The organism is Micromonospora sp. NBRC 110037, from assembly GCF_001652995.1.
GTDB lineage: Bacteria > Actinomycetota > Actinomycetes > Mycobacteriales > Micromonosporaceae > Micromonospora > Micromonospora chalcea.
In genome coordinates, this window is record NZ_BBVA01000002.1 from 862,093 (window position 1) to 881,791 (window position 19,699).

The following is a 19,699-nucleotide window of genomic DNA, read 5'->3' on the forward strand; positions in this document are numbered from 1 at the left end:
GATGATCGCCCGTGACGACCACCGACCTGGGCAGCCTGTCCGCCGCCGAGAAGCGCGCACTGCTGGCCGAGCGGCTGCGGCAGAAGAAGCAGCGGCGGGAGTTCCCGGCCTCCTTCTCCCAGCAACGACTCTGGTTCCTGGAGCAGCTCTCGCCGGGCAGCGCCGCGTACAACATCCCCGGCGCCGTCCGCATCCTGGGCCCGCTGGACCTGGAGGTGTGGCGGCGCTGCTGCAACGAGATCACCCGCCGGCACGAGGCGCTGCGGACCACGTTCACCGAGGTCGACGGCGAGCCCCGGCAGCTGGTCAACGCCGTCTGCGAGCCGGAGTTCACCGTGGTCGACTGCGCCCACCTGCGCGGACCGCAGGGTGAGGCGGGCATCCAGGAGCTGGCCCGGGAGGAGTTCACCCGCCCGTTCGACCTGGCCGGCGGGCCGCTGCTGCGGGTGCGGTTCCTCCGGCTCGGCCCGCAGGAGCACATCCTGCTGCTGACCATGCACCACATCGCGGCCGACCTGTGGTCCATGTCCGTGGCCATCGCCGAGCTGGTCGAGCTGTACGGGGCGTTCGCCGCCGGTCGCGAGTCGACCCTGCCGGACCTGCCGATCCAGTACGTCGACTACACCGTCTGGCAGCGGCAGCGGCTGGAGGGCGACGCGCTCGACGCCGACCTGGAGTACTGGAAGAAGACGCTCGCCGGGGCGCCGGCCGCGCTGGAGCTGCCCATCGACAAGCCCCGCCCGGCGGTGCAGAGCACCCGGGGCGGCTCCCGGCCCTTCGCCCTGCCCGAGCCGGTGATGACCCGGCTGCGCGCGCTGAGCCAGCGGGAGGGCGCCACCCCGTTCATGACCCTGCTCGCGGCCTTCCAGGCGCTGCTGCACCGCTACAGCCGCGAGGACGACATCGTGGTCGGCGTACCGGTGGCCAACCGGAACCGGCCGGAGATCGAACGGCTCGTCGGCTACTTCGTCAACACCCTGGCGCTGCGCACCGACCTGTCCGGCGACCCGAGCTTCCACGAGCTGGTCGGGCGGGTCCGGCAGACCTGCCTCGGCGCGTTCGCCCACCAGGAGGTGCCCTTCGAGCGGCTGGTGGAGGAGCTGGCCCCGCGCCGGGACCTGTCCCGCTCGCCGATCTTCCAGGTGCACTTCATCTTCCAGAACATCCCGATGCCGAAGTTCGACGTGGCCGGGCTGCGGCTGGAGCCGGTCGACGTGGAGAGCTCCACCGCCCGGTTCGACCTGGAGCTGCAGGTCTTCGACCGGCCGGACGGGCTGACCGGCTGGTTCGAGTACAACACCGACCTGTTCGAGCCGGCCACCGTGGAGCGGATGTCCCGGCACCTCGCGCAGCTGGTGGAGAACCTGCTCGCCGACCCGGACCGGCCGATCGACCAGGTTCCGATGCTCGGCGCCGACGAGGAGCGTGACCTGCGGCTGCGGTGGAACGACACCCGCCGGGACTGGCCGCAGCCGGTGTGCGTGCCGCAGCGCTTCGCCGCCCGGGCCGCCGCCACCCCGCACGCCCCGGCGCTGCGCACCGACCGGGAGAGCCTGACCTACGCCGAGCTGGACGGGCGCTCGACCCGGCTGGCCCGCCGGCTGCGGCGGCTCGGGGTGGCCCGGGAGACGATGGTCGGCATCTGCCTGGAGCGTTCGGCCGACATGGTCGTGGCGATGCTCGCCGTGCTCAAGAGCGGCGGCGCGTACGTGCCGCTGGACCCGGGTTTCCCGCCGGACCGGATCGCCTTCATGCTCGCCGACTCCGACCTGTCCGTGCTGCTCACCAGCAGCGACGTGCTGGCGGGCCTGGGCGGGGTGAAGGCGCAGCCGCTCTGCCTGGACCTGCTCGGTGACGAGCTGGCCGCCGAGTCGGCCGAACCGCTGGACGTCGACGTGCGCCCCGACGACCTGGCGTACGTCATCTACACCTCCGGCTCCACCGGCCGGCCCAAGGGCGTGCAGGTGCCGCACGGGGCGCTGGGCAACTTCCTGCTCGCCATGGGCGAACGCCCCGGCGTCACCGCCGACGACGTGCTGCTGGCGGTCACCACGCTCTCCTTCGACATCGCCGGGCTGGAGCTGCTCCTGCCGCTGGTCGAGGGCGCCTGCGTGGCAGTGGTGAGCCGCCAGGTCGCCGCCGACGGGGAACGGCTGGCCGCCGCGCTGGACACCTTCGGCGCGACGGTCATGCAGGCCACCCCGTCCACCTGGCGGATGCTGCTCGACGCCGGCTGGACCGGCGAGGCCGGGCTGCGGGTGCTGGCCGGTGGCGAGGCGCTCCCCGCCGAGCTGGCCCAGCGCCTGCTCGGCCGGTGCGCCGAGCTGTGGAACATGTACGGCCCGACCGAGACGACCATCTGGTCGGCGGTGGCGCGGGTCGACCACGGCCCGATCTCCATCGGCGAGCCGATCGCCAACACCGAACTGCACGTGCTCGACGGCAGCGGCCACCTGGTGCCGCCGGGTGTCCCCGGCGAGCTGCACATCGGCGGCGCCGGCCTGGCGCGGGGCTACCTGGACCGGCCCGAGCTGACCGCCGAGCGGTTCGTCCGGCACCCCTTCCCGATCGGGCTGGGCGACCGGCTCTACCGCACCGGCGACCTGGTCCGCCGTCGCGCCGACGGGAGCATCGAGTTCCTCGGCCGGCTCGACCACCAGGTGAAGCTGCGGGGCTTCCGGATCGAGCTGGGCGAGATCGAGTCGGTGCTGGAGCGGCAGCCGCAGGTCAACCAGGCGGTGGTGACCGTACGCGAGGACACCCCCGGCGACCAGCGGCTGGTGGCGTACGTGGTGGCCGGCGCCGACGCCCGGGCCGAGGCGGCGGCGCAGTGGCCGCACGAGGTGGAGCAGTGGCGCGACGTCTGGGACGCCGCGTACGACGTGACGGACACCGGCGAGGTCGACCCGACGTTCGACACCCGGGGCTGGAACAGCAGCTACACCGGAGCGCCGATCCCGGTGGCGGAGATGCGCGGCTGGGCCGAGGCGACCGCCGAGCGGATCCTCCAGGACGGCCCGCGCTCGGTGCTGGAGATCGGCTGCGGCACCGGCCTGATCCTCTACCGGGTCGCCCCGCACGTGCGCCGCTACTGGGGCACCGACATCTCCGCTGTCGCCCTGGACCGGCTGCGCGCCGACGTGCCGGCGCGGGGACTGTCCGGGGTGGAGCTGTTCGGCTGCGCCGCCGACGAGCTGGACGCACTGCCCGACCAGCTCTTCGACGTGATCGTGCTCAACTCGGTGGCGCAGTACTTCGCCGACGAGGACTACCTGCTGCGGGTGATCGAGGGCGCGCTGCCCCGGCTCGCCCCGGGCGGCTCGCTCTTCCTCGGCGACATCCGCAGCCTGCCGCTGCTGGAGACCTTCCACACCTCGGTGCAGGTGGAGCGGGCCGAGGCGCAGGACAGCGCCGAGCAACTGCGCGAGCGGGTGCGCCGGGCCGTCGCCGACGACCGGGAGCTGGTCTTCGACCCGGGCTTCTTCACCGCGTTGCCGGCCCGCTTCCCCCGGCTGACGGAGGTACGGGTGATGCCGAAGCTCGGCTCGGTGAGCAACGAGCTGACCCGGTTCCGCTACGACGTACGGCTCACCGTCGACGGCGACGTCGTCGACGCCGGGGACGTGACGTGGCTGGACTGGCGCGACAGCGGGCTCACCGCGGCCGGGCTGCGCGAGCGGCTCACCGCCGACCGTCCGGCGCTGCTCGCGCTGCGCGGCGTACCCAACGCCCGCGTCGACCGCTGGGCGCGGGCGGCGACGGCGCTCGCCGGGGCGGCCGGCACGGTCGCCGACCTGCGGGCCGAACTGGCGTCCCCTGTCGACCCGGCCGCCGTCGAGCCGGAACAGCTGCGCCGGCTCGCCGACGAGACCGGCTACCGGCTGGACCTGGACTGGTCCGGTCACGGACCGGCCGGTGACCTGACCGTCGTGCTGCGCCGGCTGGCCGGCGACGGCCGGCCGGAGACGCCGCTGCCCCGGCTCGCCGGGCCGCCCGCCGCCGAGCCGCGCTGGGACTCGTTCGTCAACGACGCCCTCGGCCGCCGGGCGAGGCGGCTGCTGCCGCGGTTGCAGGCCGCGGTCGGCGAGCAGTTGCCCGACTACATGGCGCCCTCGGCGTACGTCTTCCTCGACGCGCTGCCGCTCACCCCGAACAACAAGGTCGACCGCAAGGCGCTGCCCGCGCCCGAGTCGGGCCGGCGGCAGGTGACATCGGCGTACGTGGCGCCGCGCACACCGGTCGAGGAGGTGATCGCCGGCATCTGGGCCGAGACGCTCGGCGTCGACCGGGTCGGCGTGGGCGACGACTTCTTCGCCCTCGGCGGGCACTCGCTGCTCAGCACCCGGATGGTGGCCCGGGTCCGGGAGGCGTTCGGCGTGGACGTGCCGTTGCACAAGGTCTTCACCGACCCGACGGTCGCCGGGCTCACCCGCGCGCTGACCGCCGACCCCGCGCAGCGGACCGTCGTGGAGAAGACCGCCGAGCTGCTGATCCGGCTCAGCGACCTGTCCGACGACGAGGTGCAGCAGGCACTCGACCGCGCCGACGGAAGGACGCAGGCATGAGCACCAGGCGGTTCGCCCTGTCCGCGCAGCGGCTCGCGCTGCTGGGCAACCTGCTCCAGGAGGAGGGCATCGACCGCGCCCCGGCGCGGACCGTGCCACCGCGCGCCGACCGGGACGCCCCGGTGCCGCTGACCTTCTCGCAGAGCCGGATCTGGTTCCTGGAGCAGTTCGCGGCGCACACCTCCGCGTACGTCATCTCCACGGCGATGCGGGTGCACGGCGACTTCCGCGCGGACCTGTTCGCCGGCGCCTGCGCCGAGGTGGTCCGCCGGCACGAGTCGCTGCGGACGGTCTTCTTCGAGCGGGACGGACGGCCGTACCAGCAGGTCCGGGCCGACCTGCCGCCGGACGTGCGGGTCGAGGACGTGCCCGGGGTGGCGCCCGGGGAGGTCGACGCCGAGCTGCGCCGCCGCGAGGAGGAGCTGATCGGCCGGCCGTTCGACCTGGCCGCCGGTTCGCCGGTGCGGGTCCGGCTGCTCCGCTTCGGCCCGCAGGTGACCGGCGTGCTGCTCAACCTGCACCACCTCGTGTCCGACCGCTGGTCGATGGGGGTGCTGCTGCGCGAGCTGATCGACTGCTACCGCGCCCTGCTGACCGGTGGGCCGCACGGCCTGCCCGAGCTGCCGGTGCAGTACGCCGACTTCGCCCTCTGGCAGCAGGAGCCGGACGCTCAGCAGGCGTGGGCGGCGGACCTGGCGTACTGGACGGGCCAGCTCGGCGGCGCGCCACCGGAGATCGGCCTGGTCGGTGACCGGCCCCGGCCGAGGGAGAAGAGCTACCGGGGTGACTCGGTGCCGGTGGAGATCCCGCCGGCCGTGGTGACCCGGCTGCGGGCGCTGTCCCGGCAGGAGAACGCCACGCTGTTCATGGTGCTCCAGGCCGCCTTCGCGGTGCTGCTGCACCGGCTCACCGGCGACGAGGAGGTGGTGGTCGGCTCGCCGGTGGCCAACCGGCGCCTGGTCGAGCTGGAACCGCTGATCGGGCTGTTCATGAACACCGTGGCACTGCGTACCGACCTGCGCGGCGAGCCGTCGTTCCGGGAGCTGCTGCGCCGGGTCGGCGCGGTGTGCCTGGCCGCGTACGACCACCAGGGCATCCCGTTCGAGCGGCTGGTCGAGCAGTTGCAGCCGGAGCGGTCGGCGGCCGGCACCCCGGTCTTCCAGGTGCTGTTCTCGTACCAGAACGTGCCGTTCCCGTCCTGGCACGACGGGCCGCTGCGGGTCGAGCCGGTCTCGCTGGACGCCCGCAAGGCCGAGTTCGACCTGCTGCTTGACCTCTTCGAGGACGGCGACACGATCTGGGGGCGGCTGGAGTACAGCACCGACCTGTTCGACGAGGCGACCGCCCGGCGTCACGTGAGCATGTTCCACCGTCTGCTGCGGGGCCTGCTGGACGACCCGGACACCCCGATCGGCGTGCTGCCGCTCGTCGGCCCGGTCGAGCGGGACGAGCTGCTGGCGCTGGCCACCGGCCCGGCGACCGACGCCGGCCGTCCGCTGGTCGGTGACGCCTTCGCCGCGGCGGTACGCCGTGACCCGGCCGCCCCGGCGGTGCGGTTCGGCTCGCGTACGGTCGGCTACGGCGAGCTGGACGCGCTCGTCGGCGCGCTCGCCGACCGGTTGCGGGCAGCGGGCGTGCGCCGGGGCACCCGCGTCGGCGTGCGGCTGGACCGGTGCGTGGAGCTGGTGGCCGCGCCGCTCGCCGTCTGGCGGGCCGGCGGGGTGGTCGTACCGGTGGACCCGGCGCTGCCCGCGGACCGGGCCGCCGCGCTGCTGACGGCGGCCGAGGTCGCGTTGCTGCTCACCGCGCGCCCGCAGGGCGGCGTCCCGCGCTGGTCCGGGCCGACCTGCCTGGTGGACGACCCGTCCGCCGACCCGCGCGCCGTGCCGGACGCCGCCGTGCCCGGTGCCCTCGTGCCGGACGCCGTGGCGCCGGCCGGCGCGGGCACTGTCACCGGCGGCGACCCGGCCTACGTCACCTGCCCGCCCGACGGTGCGCCGCGCACCACGGTGCACAGCCACGCCGCGCTGCGCGACCGGCTGCGCTGGTTGTCCGAGGCGGCCGGGCTGACCGCCGCCGACCGGGTGCTCCAGCAGGCGCCCCTGGCCGCCCCGGCGGCGGTCTGGGAGCTGTACGCCCCGCTGCTGAGCGGCGCGGCCGTGGTGCTGGCCCGGCCCGGCGGGGACCGCGACGCCCGCCACCTGGTCGGCCTGATCCGGGCGGAGCGGGTCAGCGTGGCCTGCTTCCGGCCCGACCTGCTCGCCGACCTGCTCGACCAGCGCGGGGTGGAGCGCTGCGCCGCGCTGCGGCATGTGTTCTGCGGTGGGGCGCCGCTGTCCCGGGACCTGGTGGCGCGCTTCGCGGAGCGGTCGCCGGCGGCCCTGCACCACGTGCTCGTGCCGCCGGACGTGGCCGCGCCGGTAACCGCCCACCTGTGCGCCGTCGACGGCGAGCCCACCGATCCGGCCACGCCCGACGGCGGGCCCACCGACCCGGCCACGCCCGACGGCGGGCAGCGGCAGTTGATGCCGGTCGGCCGCCCGGTGCCGGGCACCCGGGTGCACGTCCTGGACCGGGCCGGTCAGCCACTCCCGGCCGGCGTGCCGGGGGAGCTGTACGTCGGTGGCGACCCGCTTCCGGCGCCGGCCGGAGACGTGGCGGCGCTGCTGGCGCCGGACCCGTTCGGCACGGCGCGCGGCGCGCGGCTGCTGCGCACCGGCGAGCGGGCCCGGATGCGCGCCGACGGCGTGATCGAGTACCTGGGCCGCCTCGACCACCAGGTACGGCTGCGCGGCTTCCCGGTGGACCTGGACCTGGTCGAGACGACCCTGGCCGGGCATCCCGCCGTGACCGGGGCCGCCGTGGTGGCGCACGACGACCGGCTGGTCGCGTACGTCGTGGGGCAGGCCGGGGCCGGTGAGCTGGCGGCGTACCTGAGGCAGCGGCTGCCGGAGAATCTGCTCCCGGCCGCCTGGGTGGCGCTGCCGGAGCTGCCGCGCACCCCGGCCGGCACCGTCGACCGGTCCGCCCTGCCCGCGCCGCAGCCGCCCGCCGGCGAGCCCGCCGCCGCTGCCGAAGCGCCCCGCGACGAGGTGGAAGCGGCGATCGCCGACATCTGGCGGGAGCTGCTCGGGGTCGACGAGGTCGGCCGGGACGACAACTTCTTCACCCTGGGCGGGCACTCCCTGCTCGCCACCAAACTCGCCGCGCAGATCGACGCCCGGTACGGCGTACGGCTCGCGCTGCGCGACCTCTTCGGCAACCCGACCGTCGGCTGGCTGGCCGGGCAGGTCCGGCGGCACGCGAGCGGCGCGGACACCGGCCCGGCCCCGATCCCGCGCGTCGGCCGCGACGGCGACCTGCCGCTGTCGTTCAGCCAGGAACGGCTGATCCGGCACCACCCGCTCGGCCCGGCCGACCCGATCCACAACGTGGTGACCGCGCTGCGGCTGACCGGACCGCTGGACGAGGCGGCGCTGCGCCGCGCCCTGGACGACGTCGCCGGGCGGCACGAGGCGCTGCGGACCCGGATCGTGGACGGCCCGGACGGGCCGGCGCAGCGGATCGAACCGGCCGGCGGCTGGCCGTTGACGGCGGTGGACCTCCGCGACGCCGACCCGGGCGAACTGCGCGCGCTGATCGAGGAACAGGGACGGCGGCCGTTCCGCATCGACGCGGAGCCGATGGTGCGCGGCCTGCTGGCCCGCCTCGGCGAGGACCGGCACGCGCTGGTGCTCACCATGCATCACCTGGTCACCGACAACTGGTCCTACGGGGTGCTGGTGCGCGACCTGACCGAGTTCTACGGCGCCCACGCCACCGGCCGGGCGCCGCAGCTGCCGGAGCTGGCCGTGCAGTACCCCGACGTGGCGGCGTGGCAGCGCCGGCAACTGGCCGGCGGCGCGCTCGACGCGCACGTGGACCACTGGCGGCGCGCCCTCGCCGGCCTGCCACCGGCACTGACGCTGCGGCCACCGGCCACCGGGACGACCGCCGCCGACGGCTTCACCCGCGCGTTCCGCGTCGACCCGGCGGTCACGGAGAAGCTGCGTGGGCTCGCCCGGCAGGAGGGGGCCAGCCTGTTCATGGCGCTGCTGGCCGCGTACCACCTGCTGCTCGCCGCCTGCTCCGGCCGCGACGACATCCCGGTGGGCTTCCCGGAGGCGGGCCGGGACCGGGCCGAGACGGCCGACCTGATCGGCTGGTTCGTGCACCCGCTCGTGGTACGCGCCGACCTGACCGCCGCGTCGACGTTCGCCGGGCTGGTGCGGCAGGTCCGGGACCGGACGCTCGACGCGTACGCCAACCGGGCCGTGCCGCCGTGGCTGGCGGCGCCGGCCACCGCGGACGGTGACCCGACGCGGACCCTGTTCAACCTGCTCAACGCCGAGGTGCCGGAACTCGCGTTGCCCGGGCTGCGGGTCGATTCGTTGGAAATCGGTGACGACTACGTCTTCTCCGAGGTGCTCGGCACCAACCTCAGACCGGCGGAGGTCGACTTGGCTCTGATCATGCGGGAACAGGGCGCGGAACTGCACGGCACCTGGATCTTCTCCACCGACGTCCACGACGCCCGGGCGCTCCAGGCGCTGATGCGACGCTGGGACCTGCTGCTCGGCCGGCTGGCCGACTCACCGGCGGCGCCGCTGACCACGCTCCGTGCCTGGCTGGACGAGGTGGGCGCATGAGCCTCTTCGCCTACCTGCTGCGCTACAGCCGGGGCCCGTTCCTGCTGGCCATCGCGGCGGGCATCGTCAGCGGCGGCACCGGCGCCGCCTTCATCGCCATGGTCAACCTGGCGCTGGCCGCCGACGCCGCGCCCTCGCAGCGGCTGATCTGGGGATACGTGGCGCTCTGCCTGGCCACGCTGGTCACCAAGTTCGTCTCCCAGAGCATGCTGTACCGGCTGTCTCAGGGCGCCGTCTACCACCTGCGCCGCCGCCTCATCGACGGCATCCTGGACGCCCCGCTGCGGACCGTGGAGCGGACCGGCACGGCGCAGCTCTACTCGGCGCTCGCCGACGACGTGGTGGTGATCGCCGACGCGCTGCCCGGCCTGCCGGGCATCTGCTCGGGCGCGGCGTTCGTGCTGGTGGCCATCGCGTACCTGGTGATCGTCTCACCGGCGGTGGCGCTCGCCACCGGCGCCACGGTCGTCGTGGGCGTGCTGCTCTACCTGCTCGTCTCCGCCTCCGGCCTGGGCGCGCTCAAGGCCGCGCGGCGGGAGCAGGACGCGCTGTTCGGTCACTTCCGCTCGGTCACCGAAGGGCTCAAGGAGCTGAAGCTCAACCGGGAGCGGCGGGCCGCGCTGATCGACGGTGAGCTGACGGCCACGGCGTCCGCCTACCGCCGGCACAGCGTCTTCGGCCTCTCCGTCTACGAGGGCGCCACCGGTGGCGGCCAGGCGGTCTTCTTCGCCTTCATCGGCCTGCTGCTGTTCGCCTTCCCCGCCTGGTTCGCCCTGTCCGACCAGACGCTCACGTCGTGCGTGCTGATCCTGCTCTTCGCCGTCTCCAGCCTTCAGGGCGTCCTCGTCTGGTTCCCCGCGCTGGGCCGGGCGTCGGTGGCCCTGGGGAAGATCAAGGAGCGGCTCGCGGAGCTCGACGCGGGTCTCGGCGGGCCGGGCGCGGGGCGGGCGCCCGCCGTGCCGAACAGCAGGGTCCCGGCCGCCGCGGGCCGGGCGGGCAACGTCTTCGCCGGGTGGCGAAGCATCGCCTTCCGCGGAGTCAGCCACGTCTACCCCGGACCGAAGGGCGAGCAGTTCGTGCTCGGCCCGCTGGACTTCGAGTTCCGGCGCGGCGAGATCCTCTTCGTCGTCGGCGCCAACGGCAGCGGCAAGACCACCCTGGCGAAGGTGCTCACCAGCCTGTACGAGCCGGAGAGCGGCGCGATCCAGGTGGACGGCACCCAGGTCACCGCGGCCAACCGGGAGGACTACCGCAACCTGTTCTCCGCCGTGTTCTCCGACTTCCACCTCTTCGACAGCCTGCTCGGGCTGCCGGCGGGGGAGCAGGCCGCCAAGGCGCAGCGGTACCTGGAGCGCCTGCAACTGGACCACAAGGTACGCGTCGACGGGGACCGGTTCTCCACCACGGCGCTCTCGCTCGGGCAGCGCAAACGGCTGGCGTTGCTGGTGACGTACCTGGAGGACCGCCCCTTCTGCCTGTTCGACGAGTGGGCGGCCGACCAGGACCCGGTCTTCAAGGACTTCTTCTACCGGGAACTGCTGCCGGAGCTGCGGGACCGGGACAAGGCCGTCGTGGTGATCAGCCACGACGACCGCTACTTCGACGCCGCCGACCGGCTCGTCCGGCTCGACTACGGCCAGATCAGGGAGGAGGAGGTTCCCCGTGGACAGTCGGTGGCTGGGCGGTCAGGTGTGGAATCCGGACGCTGACGTCCGCCTGTTCTGCCTGCCGTACGCGGGTGGCGGCGCGGCGTCGTTCCGGGGCTGGCAGCGCGCCGCGCCACCCGGAGTCCAGGTGGTGGCGTTGGAGTTGCCCGGCCGGGGCACCCGGCTGCAGGAGGCGCCCTTCCTGCGCCTCACCCCGCTGATCCGGTCCCTCGCCGACGCGCTGACCGGCGCGCTGGACCGGCCGTACGCGCTGTTCGGGCACAGCATGGGTGGCCTGCTCGCCTTCGAGCTGGCCCGGGCGCTGCGCCGCCGCCCGGTGCGCCAGCCGGAGCACGTGTTCGTCTCCGCCGCCGCGTCGCCGGACTCCCCGTCGTCGCGACCGCTGCTGCACTGCGCCGCCGACGACGAGATCCGCGCGCACCTGGCGAAGCTGGGCGGCACCCCGCCGGAGGTGCTCGACAACGCCGACCTGATGCGGCTGATGCTGCCCGTGCTGCGGGCCGACTTCTCGGTGCTGGAGACGTACGAGCACCGCCCCGAGCCGCCACTGGCGACGCCACTGACGGTGCTGGGCGGCCGGGGGGACCGGATCGTGCCGCCGAGGGCGCTCGACGGGTGGCGGCGGCACACCTCGGCCCGGTCGCGGCTCTGCCTGTTCCCCGGCAACCACTTCTTCCTCCACGGCGCGCGGGCCGAGGTGGTGGCGACGGTGGCGCGGGATCTCGCCGCCGTCGTACCGCCGCCCTGGGTGTCCGGCGCCGCCGACCGGTACCACCACCGACCGCCCCCGACCACAGTCGCCGCCGTACCCGCCCGGAGCGGGCCGCCGGTGGACCGGAACCCAGGAGACGAGACATGACCCCCCTCGACCCGGCGGTGGACGCGGCCGACATCGAGCCGTTCACGCTGCTCAGTCCCCGGGACCGGGCGATCGTCCCGGCCGGCGTCAGCGACGCCTATCCGCTGCCCGACGTACCGGCCGACCTGGTCGCGCAGGCGTCGGCGTTCACCGAGGTCGACCTGGACGGCCGGCGGATCGAGGACCCGGCCCCGTTCGCGCCGGAGCGTTTCGCCTCGGCGGTCGAGGCGGTGGTGCGCGCGCACGAACTGCTCCGTTGCTCGACCGACCCGTCCGGCGGCACCGAGCCGCTGTACCTGGCGCATCCGGACGCCACGGTCCCGCTGGCCCGGCACGACCACCGCAGCGTCGACGCGGACAAGCGCGACGCGATGCTCGCCGCGCTGCTGGAGACCGAACGGGCCACGCCGTTCGACCCGGCCGCCGCCGGGGCGCTGCGGCTGACCGTGATCCTGGAGACCGAACAGAGCTGGACGCTGCTGGTCGCCGCGCCCCGGGCGCTGAGCTGCGTGGCCGACCCGGCGGGCATCCTCGCCGAGCTGCTGCGCGCCTATTACGCCGCGGCGCCGGTCACCGCCACCCGGCACGCGCCCTGCGTCGCGGACGCGCTCGACGCCGCCGCCGACTTCGAAGGCGAGGAGTACTGGACCCGGGCGCTGGCCGGCGGCTCCTGCGCCCTGCCCGGCGGCTGGGGCGGCGCGGCCGGGAGCACCGAGCTCACCGTCGACCTGGCCGGGATGTCCGCCGGGCTGGCCGTGCTCGCCGACGCCGCCGGGGCGCCGCTGTCCACTGTGCTGTTCGCCGCCCACCAGACCGTGCTCGGCATGCTCGGCGCCGAACCGGCCGGGCACACCGACGCCACCCTCACCCCGCACGGCGGCGCCGCGCGCCCGGACTGCGAGCGACTGCTGCACCGCGTGGTGCGGCCCGTGCCGACGGCCGCCCGCGCGGCGACCTGGCGGGCGCTGGTGCGCGACGTGGCCGCCCACGAGCGCGACGCGTGGACCCACCGGCTCGCGTACCGCCCGGTCACCGGCGGGCCGGGGCAGGGGCAGCACGCCCTCTTCGAGTGGGACCCGGCCGCCGGCCTGCCCGGTGAGCCGCTGCCCGGCCTGCCGGCCGACCGGGACGGGTACGGCCTGCGGGTCACCGCCGGGCCGGACCGCCTGCGCCTGCGCGTCGCCGGGGAGACAGTCGACCCCGGGTACGCCCGCCGGCTCGCCGCGCTCTACCGGGAGGTGCTGGTGGCGATGGCCGCCGACCCCGACGGTGACGCCGGGCGCACCTACCTGCCGGCGGACGAGCGCGACGCGGTGCTGCGCGACTGGGCCGTCGCGGAGACGGCGCACCGGGGCGACGTGACCGTGGTCGACCTGATCCGGGCCCAGGCCGACGCCACTCCGGACCGGATCGCCGTCCGGGTCGGCGACAGGCGGCTCACGTACCGGGAGCTGATGCGGCGGGCCAACCGGCTCACCCACCACCTGCTCGACCTCGGCGCCGGCCGGGACACCCTGGTCGGTGTGTGCCTGGGCCGCACACCCGACCTCATCCCCGCCCTGATCGCGGTCTGGCAGTCCGGGGCCGGCTACCTGCCGCTGGATCCGCAGCTGCCGGCGGAACGGCTGCGCTACATGATCGAGGCGGCCGGCAGCCCGGTGGTGGTCACCTCCACCGTCGAGCAGGCCACCCTCACCGGCCTGTACGACGGCGTCCTGGTCCTGGTCGACGCGGACGCGGCGGCCGTCGCGGCCCGGCCCGACACCCCGGCGACCGTGCCGATCGACCCGGCCCAGCTCGCCTACGTCATCTTCACCTCCGGCTCCACCGGGCGGCCCAAGGGCGTGCTGGTGCCGCACGCCGGCCTGGCCAACTATCTGCTCTGGACCGTCGGCGCGTACGCCGCGCACGGCCCCGGCGGCGCCCCGGTCTTCTCCTCGATCTCGTTCGACCTGGGCATCCCGAACATCTTCACCCCGCTGATCACCGGGGAGCCGGCGCACCTGCTGCCCGAGCCGCTGGACACCGCCGACCTCGGGGCGCACCTGCTCACGGGCGCGCCGTACAGCTTCATCAAGATGACCCCGGGCCACCTGGACCTGCTCACCTGGCAGCTCACCGGGGAGCAGGCGCGGGACCTGGCCGGCATGGTCATCGCGGCCGGGGACTCGTTCACCGCGGCGCTGGCCGAGCGCTGGCTGGATCTGGCCGGGCCGGACGGCACGAAGGTCGCCACCGAGTACGGCCCCACCGAGATCACCATCGGCAACTCGGGGCAGCCGATCAGCGAGCCGCCGGCCACCGAGCTGGTGCCGCTCGGAGTGCCGATCGTCAACACCACCATGTACGTGCTGACCGAGCGGCTCGACCCGGTGCCGGTCGGCGTGCCCGGCGAGGTCTGGATCGGCGGCGTCGGGGTGGCGCGCGGCTACCTGGGCCGCCCGGACCTGACCGCGGACCGGTTCCGGCCCGACCCGTACGGCCCGCCGGGCAGCCGCCTCTACCGCAGCGGCGACCTGGCCCGCTGGCTGCCCGACGGCACGCTGGAGTTCCTCGGCCGCATCGACAACCAGGTCAAGATCCGGGGCTACCGGGTGGAACTGGGCGAGATCCAGGCCCGGCTCGCCGCCCATCCGGGCGTCCGTGACGCCGTGGTGCTCGCCCGCGAGCCCAGCCCCGGCGAGAAGCGCCTGGCGGCGTACGTGGTGCTCACCGCCGGCGCGGCGGTGGACGCGGCCGCGTTGCGCGCCCACCTCGCCGTCGACCTGCCCGACTACATGATCCCGGCGGACGTCGTCGCCATCGACCACATTCCGCTCACCACCAACGGGAAGGTGGACAGCCGCGCGTTGCCCGCCCTCTGATCCGCTCCCACGAATCCCCTCCGTGCCGACACCGGCCCCCGTGCGCCGGGACGATCGCGCACGCCGTACGAGAGGACGAATCCATGACCACGACATCTGACCGGTCGACGCGCGGCGCGCAGGGACTGAGGCTGGACCTCGCCGACGACGAACGGACCGCCCTGCGGGCGCTGGCCGAGGAACTCGTCGCCGCGTCGCCGCGCCTGCTGGACGACCTGTCCTGGGTGACGCAGGCCCGGCAGGCGAGCTGCCGGATGCCGCTGCGGCTGATGGAGACGCTGCGCGACTTCCGCAGCGACGCCGGGGCCACCGGCTCACTCGTGCTCGCCGGCCTTCCGGTGGACGAGCGCGACCTGCCGAGCACTCCGACCGTCCGGGAGTCGGTGGAACGGGCGACCACCGTGCCGGCTGTCCTGGCCATGCTCGTCGGCCTGCACCTCGGCGAGGTGATCGCCTACCGCAGCGAGAAGAGCGGCGCCCTGGTGCAGAACGTCGTCCCGGTGCGCGGCCTGGAGGACTCCCAGAGCAACGCCGGGTCGGTGCCGCTGGAGTTCCACGTGGAGAACGCGTTCCACCGGGAACGCCCCGACTACGTCGGCCTGCTGTGCCTGCGCAACGATCACGCCAAGCGGGCCGGCACGCTGGTCACCTGCATCCGGCAGGCCCTGCCGCTGATCGAGGAGACCGACCGGAAGGTGCTGCGCGAGCCCCGGTTCGTCACCGCGCCGCCGCCCTCGTTCCGCCAGGGTGACCGCACCACGCCGCACGCGGTGCTCACCGGCAGCGTGGAGGACTCGAACATCTGCCTCGACCTGAACGCGACCACCGCGCTGGACGAGGAGGCCGGCGAGGTGATGGCGCGGTTGAAGCGGATCCTCACCGACGTCTCCACGCCGCTGGTGCTGCAGACCGGGATGATGGCGCTCATCGACAACCGGCTGGTGCTGCATGGCCGGTCCGAGTTCACTCCCCGCTTCGACGGGCGGGACCGTTGGCTGCACCGGGTCTACGTGCACCTGGACAACCGGCGGAGCCGGGAGTTCCGGGACGACGCCGGCGCCGTACTCAACTGATTTCGACGTTCACAAGGTCCACAAAACGGCCTCTAGTGGACGGTAGGCTGACCGGCGCCGGAAGGGGGCGCCGGCAGCCGTACCGCAGTGGCCGGCGGACATCAGTGCCAACCGTGAAAGGGATTCGATGACCGACACGCTGTCGCGCACCCGCCGAGGTGGCGAACACCGGCCGCTGGAGGAAGGCTTCCTCTACCGCTGGGCCGTCTGGGCGGCGCTCAATCCAGTGAAGGTCATCCTGGTCTGGCTGGTGCTGCTCGCCGGCGCGGCCGTCTCGGCCGGCTACTTCACCTCGCACCTGACCGGCAACACCAACTCCGTGATCGGCTCCGACTCGGAGAAGGCCGCCGAGCTGATCAGCGCCGAGTTCCCCGACACGCCGAGCGAGACCGACTTCGTGGTCCTGCACTCGACCTCGATCGACGCGCAGGACCCGGCGTTCCGCGAGGTCGTCCGCACCGCTGTCGAGCGCTACCGCCAGGCCCCGGACGTGCGCACCGTGGTCAGCCCGTACGACGCGCCGGACCGGCTCATCGCCCCCGGCGGGAAGACCGCGCTCGTGCCGGTCAGTCTCGACGGCGACGACAAGAAACTCCAGGAGCAGGCCGGGCCGCTCGGCGAGATCGCCGAAGGGCTCGGCACCGGCCAGGTGGAGGCGTACTTCACCGGCGTCTCGCCGCTCGCCGCGGCCGCCGTCGAGCAGGGCAACGAGGACCTGTCCATGGCCGAGACGATCGGCTTCCCGGCCGCCGCCATCGTGCTGCTGCTCGCGTTCGGGTCGCTCGTGGCGGCCGCCATCCCGCTCCTGCTCGGTGTCGTCGCCGTGCTCGCCGCGTTCGGCGCGCTCGGCATCGCCACCCACTTCACCACCTTCGACGTGTTCGTGCAGACCGCTGTCAGCATGGTCGGCATCGCGCTCGGCATCGACTACACGCTGTTCATCGTCACCCGGTTCCGCGAGGAACTGGCGAAAGCAGGTGACAGCGGCCGTCCGGAACGGGCCCGGGCCATCGGGCGCACCGTGGCCACCGCCGGGCAGGCCGTCCTGTTCTCCGGCATCACCGTCGTCGTCTCGCTGGCCGGGCTCTGGCTGGTCCGCTCCGCGAAGGTCTATTCGATGGCCGTCGGCATGACAGTCGCCGTGCTGGTCATGATGCTCATCGCGGTCACCCTGCTGCCCGCCCTGCTCGGTCTTCTGGGCCCCCGCATCAACCGCTTCGCGCTGCCCTGGGCCCGCCGGTCGCTGGCCCACCCGGACCCGGAGCACTCCGGCTGGGCCAAGGCCATCGCCGTGGTCATGCGCCGTCCGCTGCTCGTGGCCGCGCTCGGCACCGTCCTGCTCGGCGCCCTGTCCATCCCGGTCTTCCACCTTCAGTACGGCGTCGACCTCGGCGCCGGCGCGGTGGCCGAGTCGCCGCCGGGCAAGGGGTACGGCATCGTCTCCGAGGCGTACGCGCCCGGCGTGCTCGCCCCGATCACAGTTGTCGTCTCGGCCGGCGGCGACCGGTTCACCGACGCGCAGCTCGACGCCGTCGCCCGGTTCAGCGACCAGGCCGCCGGCAACCGGGAGGCCGCTGACGTCGTGAGCGTCACCCGGGTGCTCGACGCCCAGGCCAAGGGGCACACCACCGCCCACCTCGAAGCCGCGACGCGCGCCGCCGGCCCGGCCCTGGCCGAGCTGGTGAGCCGGGACGGGGACACCACTGTGGTCACCGTCCGTCCACGGCACGGCGCGGACACCGACGAGACGGCCGATCTGGTACGCGAGCTGCGCACTCAGGCCGGTGGCGCGTTCGCCGGCACCGGGCTGACCGCTCACGTCGGCGGTGGCCCCGCCGAGATCGTGGACATCACCGACGAGAGCTCCCGGGCCATGCCGCTGGTCATCGGCGCCGTGCTGGCGGCGAGCTGGCTGCTGCTGTTGATCGCCTTCCGCTCGCTGGTCCTGCCGTTCGAGGCGATCTTCATGAACCTGCTCACCTCGGGCGCGGCCTTCGGCGCGGCGGTGCTGGTCTTCCAGGAGGGGCACGGCGCCGACCTCCTCGGCGTCGAGCGGACCGGGTTCATCCAGGTGATCCTGCCGCTGTTCGCGTTCGCCCTGGTCTTCGGGCTCTCCATGGACTACCAGGTGTTCATGCTCTCCCGGATGCGCGAGGAGTGGGACCGTACCGGCGACAACGCCGCCGCCGTCCAGCTCGGACTGACCCGCACCGCGAAGGTGATCACCGCCGCCGCGGCGATCATGGTCGTGGTCTTCGCGTCGTTCATGTTCACCCGCATCCTCGAGATCAAGCAGATGGGCTTCATGCTGGCCCTGGCCGTGCTGATCGACGCGACGATCGTCCGGCTGCTGCTGGTCCCGTCCCTGATGCGGCTCATCGGTCGCGGAAACTGGTGGCTGCCCGGCTGGCTGGACCGGATCCTGCCACGCACCCGGCACTGACCGCGGCGCCGTCGAGGTCCCGCCGGACCGGCACGATCCGGCGGGACCGGCCGTTCGGGGCGGCCGGGCGGCCCGCTCAGGCGGCGGCCGGCTCGACCAGCTCGACCAGGATTCCGCCCGCGTCACGCGGGTGGACGAAGTTGATCCGGGAGCCGGCCGTGCCGCGCTTGGGCTGCTCGTAGAGCAGCCGTACGCCGCGCTCACGCAGCTCGGCGGAGGTCTCCTCGACGTCGTCGACGGTCCAGGCGATCTGCTGCACGCCCGGGCCGGACTGGCTGAGGAAGCGGGCGATCGGCGAGGTCGGGGTCAGCGGGGCGAGCAACTGCAGCCGGCCCTGGGCGGGGTCGGGGCCGATCGACATCATCGCCTCCCGGACTCCCTGCTCGGCGTTCTCCTCCACGTGCACGCACCGCATGCCGAAGACGGTCTCGTACCGCTCGATCGCCTCGTCCAGATCATTCACCGCCAGGCCGATGTGGTCGATGCCGCGCAGGCCGATTCCGGACAGCGCAGACTGCTGCGCCGAAGGTGAAAGCTCGTCAGACATGTCGTCAGCCTAGTGCCGGAAACGGGTTCTTCGAATAGGCGTCCATCGACGGAATGACGACCGGCGAGGGCGTGCGTGGCGTCCGGGCGAGGCGCTTGCCCCGCGTCCGAACCGGCCGTACCTTACATCGATGATCCTCAGTGACGGGTCGTCCCGGGACGTCGGCCACGGCGCTCCGCCGCCCGAGGACCTCGGCGGCATCGCCTACCTGCGCGGACTGTCCAGACGCGGGCTCCTCACCGGCGCCGCGCTGGCCGCGTCCGGGGTGTCGGCCGCCTTCGCCCTGCTGCCCGGCTCCGCCCGGGCCGCCGGCGGCTACCAGCGGCCGTGCGGACGTGTCCGCATCTCCAGCTCCTGGCAGGACCACCGGAACCGGACGCCGCCCTCGGCCGAGCCGGGCACCGACTACGCGGTCGGCGCCGGCACCCCGGTCATGGCGGCGGCGAACGGCACGATCCGGTTCGTGAAGGCCGACACGTCCACGGCCACCGGGCGGGTCGTGGGGATGGCCCACGACGACGGCAACTACACCCGGCACCTGCACCTGTCGGCGGTCGCCGTCTCACCCGGTCAACGTGTGTCGCGTGGCCAGACCATCGCGTACTCCGGCGCCTCGGCCAACGGCAGCGAGTCCGGCGTCGGGCCGCACGTGCACACCAGCCTCTGGCTGAACACCGCCAGTCCGACGGATTTCCGCGCGACAGTCGATTTCGAGAGCTGGGCCGGAGACGTCACCAACCCGAACCCGCCCGACCAGGAGGCAGACGACGTGTTCATCGCGAACGTGAAGGGCAACTGGTATCTCGTGGTCCCCCAGGGCACCGGCAAACCGCGGGCGGTGGTCCTCGGCGGCGACAGCAACGCCGCCGCCTCCGGCATCCCCGTCCTGAACTTCACCTGGGATCCGTCGATCAGCGCGCTGCGGGCCGCGGTCGACGGCATCGGCTGACCCGATCCCGCGTCCGACCGCGGCCCGTGCGCGCGGGACCAGCG

Annotated in this window: 9 protein-coding genes; 8 read left to right on the plus strand and 1 reads right to left on the minus strand. The window is 74.0% G+C overall.

From position 1 onward, the window contains the following. Nucleotides 1-11 precede the first annotated feature (11 nt). The 7 genes from A4R25_RS30460 (at nucleotide 12) to A4R25_RS03010 (ending at nucleotide 18,159) form a co-directional block, all read left to right on the plus strand. Nucleotides 12-4,565 carry a non-ribosomal peptide synthetase gene (locus A4R25_RS30460; RefSeq protein ID WP_082930896.1) on the plus strand — a complete coding sequence of 1,518 codons (4,554 nt, stop codon included), beginning with the start codon at nucleotides 12-14 and terminating at the stop codon, nucleotides 4,563-4,565. Further along, on the plus strand, nucleotides 4,562-9,253 hold the full coding sequence (locus A4R25_RS02985; RefSeq protein ID WP_064445512.1) for a condensation domain-containing protein: 4,692 nt from the start codon (nucleotides 4,562-4,564) through the stop codon (nucleotides 9,251-9,253). The genes A4R25_RS30460 and A4R25_RS02985 overlap by 4 nt, the downstream gene beginning before the upstream one ends. Then, on the plus strand, nucleotides 9,250-10,962 hold the full coding sequence (locus A4R25_RS02990; protein ID WP_043323008.1) for a cyclic peptide export ABC transporter: 1,713 nt from the start codon (nucleotides 9,250-9,252) through the stop codon (nucleotides 10,960-10,962). The genes A4R25_RS02985 and A4R25_RS02990 overlap by 4 nt, the downstream gene beginning before the upstream one ends. After that, nucleotides 10,916-11,779, plus strand: coding sequence for a thioesterase II family protein (locus A4R25_RS02995; protein ID WP_082930897.1), 864 nt, complete (start codon nucleotides 10,916-10,918; stop codon nucleotides 11,777-11,779). Before A4R25_RS02990 ends, A4R25_RS02995 begins: the two co-directional genes overlap by 47 nt. After that, nucleotides 11,776-14,643: an amino acid adenylation domain-containing protein gene (locus A4R25_RS03000; RefSeq protein ID WP_064445514.1), complete on the plus strand. Its 2,868-nt coding sequence runs from the start codon at nucleotides 11,776-11,778 to the stop codon at nucleotides 14,641-14,643. The genes A4R25_RS02995 and A4R25_RS03000 overlap by 4 nt, the downstream gene beginning before the upstream one ends. An 83-nt stretch (nucleotides 14,644-14,726) precedes the next feature. Further along, nucleotides 14,727-15,716, plus strand: coding sequence for a TauD/TfdA family dioxygenase (locus A4R25_RS03005; protein WP_082930898.1), 990 nt, complete (start codon nucleotides 14,727-14,729; stop codon nucleotides 15,714-15,716). Between the two features lie 127 nt (nucleotides 15,717-15,843). After that, complete coding sequence (locus A4R25_RS03010; protein WP_064445515.1) at nucleotides 15,844-18,159, plus strand: MMPL family transporter; 2,316 nt, start codon at nucleotides 15,844-15,846, stop codon at nucleotides 18,157-18,159. A 76-nt stretch (nucleotides 18,160-18,235) separates the two neighbouring features. Here A4R25_RS03010 and mce read toward each other — a convergent pair whose 3' ends face one another. Then, a complete protein-coding gene (gene mce, locus A4R25_RS03015; protein ID WP_064445516.1) occupies nucleotides 18,236-18,706 on the minus strand; it encodes a methylmalonyl-CoA epimerase in 471 nt (156 codons plus the stop codon). 130 nt (nucleotides 18,707-18,836) lie between these two features. Between mce and A4R25_RS03020 the strand changes: the two genes are divergently transcribed. After that, nucleotides 18,837-19,655, plus strand: a complete 819-nt coding sequence (locus A4R25_RS03020) for a M23 family metallopeptidase (RefSeq protein ID WP_064445517.1) — start codon at nucleotides 18,837-18,839, stop codon at nucleotides 19,653-19,655. Nucleotides 19,656-19,699 lie beyond the last annotated feature (44 nt).